Raw genomic sequence first — 3,352 nt, forward strand, 5'->3', positions numbered from 1 at the left:
CCCCCCGCCCGTTCCCGGCACACGGTCCGCTTCGCTCCGGGGACCGACGGAGCCGATGAGGAGGTTTCCCGTGACGATCGACCGCGCGTTCCCCCTGCCGCGAGCCGGCGGTCTCCGCATCCTGCGGGGCGGCTCCCCCTCGTGCGGGGCCCGCCGGGACGGGACGGATCGGCACGCCGCCCCGGCGCCGCTGCGGGTGGTGCCCGCCGTGCCGCCGGACGAGCGGGCCACGGGAACGCGGACACCCTCGCCGTTCCCCGGCACGGGGCGACCCGACCCCGACCACGACCCCGAGCCGGACGGACGCGGTCCCGCGGGGGCCGTGGTGCCGCGCCCCGTGGCGGGATGGGGCGTCACGGTGGTCTCCCTGGTCACGGCGCGCGCCGCCTGAGAACGCCGACGGCCCGGTCCGCTCCCTCCGGGGGAGCGGACCGGGCCGGTTCATCCGGTCCCGCGGATCAGCGTCCGGTCAGGCGTCCGAAGAGCCTCTCCAGGAAATCGATGACCCCGCGGATCACCTCCCGCACGATCTCCTTCGCCTTCTCCTTGCCCTTGCCGTCACCCTTCCCGGGCCCCTTGCCGTCATCGTCCCCGCCGCCGTTGTCGCCCCCGTCGTTCCCGCCCTCGCCGCCACCGCTGCGGGTGGTGTCGATACGGACGATCTGCGGGTCGTGGTCGCTGGCCTGGTCGGCGAACTCGGCGTTCACCCGCACCGGCTCGTAGTCGAACCCGCGAATGGCCGGGCTGGTGAGAATGCCGTCCAGGGTCTGCGAATTGCCGTCGAAGACGTAGGTGTAGCGCTCCTCGGGCGGCAGCGTCAGCATGAGGTTGTTCAGCGCCCCGCCGGAGGTGAGGATCGACCAGGTCTCGGAGAACTCGAAGTCGTTGAAGTCACCGGCGACCACCACGTTCGCGTCGGGGTCCACCGTCAGCAGGTCCCGGACGAAGCCGTTCACCAGGGCGGCCTGGCGGTGCCGCTGCGCCTCGGAGGTGCGGTTCGGCGGCTGGTTGCGGCCGTGCAGCGGCTGGTCGGCGCTCTTGGCGTTGAAGTGGTTGGCGACCACGAAGAAGGTCTGCCCCTGGAACCGGAACTCGCCGACCAGCGGCTTGCGGCTGCTCGCCCAGGCCGAGTCGTTCGGCTCGATCCGCCCCGGCGAGAGGGACAGCTCCACGCCGCCGTCCGCCGAGACCACCTCCACCGGGGTCGTGGCGTCACCGCCCGGCCGGTCCACGAACTCCACCCGCTCGGGGTTGAAGAGCAGCACGTTGCGGATGTTGCCGCCCGGCTGCCCGCCGTCCCGCTTGTCCTCCGGATCGATGGAACGCCACTCGTAGACCGGGCCCCCGGCGGCCTCGATCGCCTCCACGAAGAGCCGCAGCGTCTCGTCGGAGGCGGTCACCCCGTCGTCCGTGGGGCCGGTGTTGTCCTGGATCTCCTCCAGGGTGACGATGTCGGGCGTCGCCAGGTTGACCACCACGCCCTCGGCGAGACGGGCGAACTTGGCGGCGTCGTCCAGCGGGGAGAGGTTCTCCACGTTGTAGGTGGCGACCGCGAGTTCCCGCTCCTCCTGCGGGCGGGTGACCTCGCGCTCCAGGCCGTTGTCCACGTGCTCGCCGAGTTCGGAGGCCATCAGCGTGTAGCCGCCGTACCGGGCGTAGTCCAGCGGGCCGGTGGTGGTGCCGGTCAGCTCGTCCCCGACGTTGGCCTCCGGCAGCGGGTTGGTGGGGTCCAGCGACATGACCTTCAGGCGGCCGGTGTTGGGCTCCTCGTAGGAGCCGTACACGGTGCCACCGCGCACCGAGGGGTTCTCCTCGGGCTTGACCGTCACCCACAGCTCGTCGTACTCGGTGGTTCGACCGACGATCCGGGTGTCGGAGACCTCGACGAGCATGCCCTCCAGCGACTCGTACAGGTCCAGCGCGTAGGTCTCCGGCTCCAGCTTCAGGTCCTCGACACTCCCGCCGGCCGCGTCGGGGGCGTACAGACCCGGCACCGAGTCGGCGTCGAGCACCACGGGCTCGGGAAGCGGGTTCCCGGAGGAGAGCACGGTGACCGTCGGGGAGGTGATCTCGGTGAGGGTCTGGGTGGCGCTCGCCGGGCGGTACTCGGTGACCTGACCGCCCACCAGCACGGAATCGCCCGGGGAGACGGTCGGGACGGCCGAGCCGGTGTAGACGAAGACGCCCTCGGAGGTGCGCGGGTCGGTGTCGGGCTCGGGGTCCTGGATCCAGAACCCGCGCGAGCCTGTGGTGCTCACGGCGGTCACCACGCCGGGGACGGCCGCGACGGTGGTCCCCGCCAGGGGGGAGATCCGGGTGTCGCCCTGGATGTCGCGGATCCGGACGTCGCCCGGTTCGGTGGGCGGCTCCTCGTCGTCCCCGCCGCCGGTCGCCGGGCCCTCCCCGGCGGAGTTGACGGGGGTCGGCGCGCCGGCGGTCAGGTCGGCGGCGTTGTCGTCGGTGTCGGTCAGCTCGCCGTCCCGGGCGACGGAGGCCGTGTTGGACGCCCCCGCCGCCGGGCCGGAGCCCTCGCGGACCACGGCGGTGCCGTAGCCGACCAGGTCCACGATCCGCTCGTCCTCCGCGCAGTCGGCGGCGGTCAGGCAGGTCAGCGCGGTGGTGCCGGTGACCAGGGCCACGGTGCCGGTCGTGGCGCTCATGTTGATCGAACCGGTGGTGTCGGGGGTCGGCAGTTCGACGGTGCCCCCGGCGCCGGCGGCCTGCGCCACGAGGTGACGGGCGCCCGGCTCGATGGCACCGGTCAGCGGGGTGACCTGCCACCGGGAGGAGGCCGAGGGGGAGCCGGGCAGGTACTGGACGCTGTGGCCCGCCAGGTCGAAGGTGTCGGCACCGGGGTTGCCCAGTTCGACGAAGTCGCGGGTCAGGGTGGCGCCGGAGTTGCCGCCGCCTCCGTAGACCTCGCCGATCACGGCGGTGCCCCCGGCCTCCGGGCCGGTGGTGTCGGCCGCCAGGGCGTGCGGGAGTTGGGTCAGCACCAGCGACGCCGCGGCGGCGGTGGTGACCAGGCGCAGGGCATGGCGCGGGGCGCGTCGCGCGCGGCTCGGTGACTGGTTCGGCACGGTGGTTCCGTCTCCTCGAGGCGGGGGAACCCGTCGGTGCGGGGTGCGCCGGCGGGATGACACGCGGGCTCGGCCGGTGCGGTGGCCCGGGCGGGGGAGTGGCCGGACGGCGGACATCCGGCGCCGCACAAGCTACGCGCGTAGAGACGTACATGACAAGGGCGAGGACGTTAAATCCCCGCGACGGGTGACTTGCCGAACGGTGTGTCAGGTGTCCTGCGGGGGACGGGAATCGAGCGCGTGGGGAACGGGGAGCCCCGGCGGCGTCTCCC

At 73.3% G+C, this 3,352-nt stretch carries 2 protein-coding genes; one reads left to right on the forward strand and one right to left on the reverse strand.

Going from position 1 to position 3,352, the window contains the following annotated elements:
* The first annotated feature begins 70 nt into the window (after window positions 1-70).
* A complete protein-coding gene (locus tag FNQ90_RS16865; RefSeq protein ID WP_182607142.1) occupies window positions 71-391 on the forward strand; it encodes a hypothetical protein in 321 nt (106 codons plus the stop codon).
* Window positions 392-458: 67 nt separating this feature from the next.
* Here FNQ90_RS16865 and FNQ90_RS16870 read toward each other — a convergent pair whose 3' ends face one another.
* Window positions 459-3,080 carry an endonuclease/exonuclease/phosphatase family protein gene (locus FNQ90_RS16870; protein ID WP_323380016.1) on the reverse strand — a complete coding sequence of 874 codons (2,622 nt, stop codon included), beginning with the start codon at window positions 3,078-3,080 and terminating at the stop codon, window positions 459-461.
* Window positions 3,081-3,352 lie beyond the last annotated feature (272 nt).

Source organism: Streptomyces alkaliphilus (assembly GCF_014141535.1).
In the GTDB taxonomy this organism is placed as follows: Bacteria; Actinomycetota; Actinomycetes; order Streptomycetales; family Streptomycetaceae; genus Streptomyces; species Streptomyces alkaliphilus.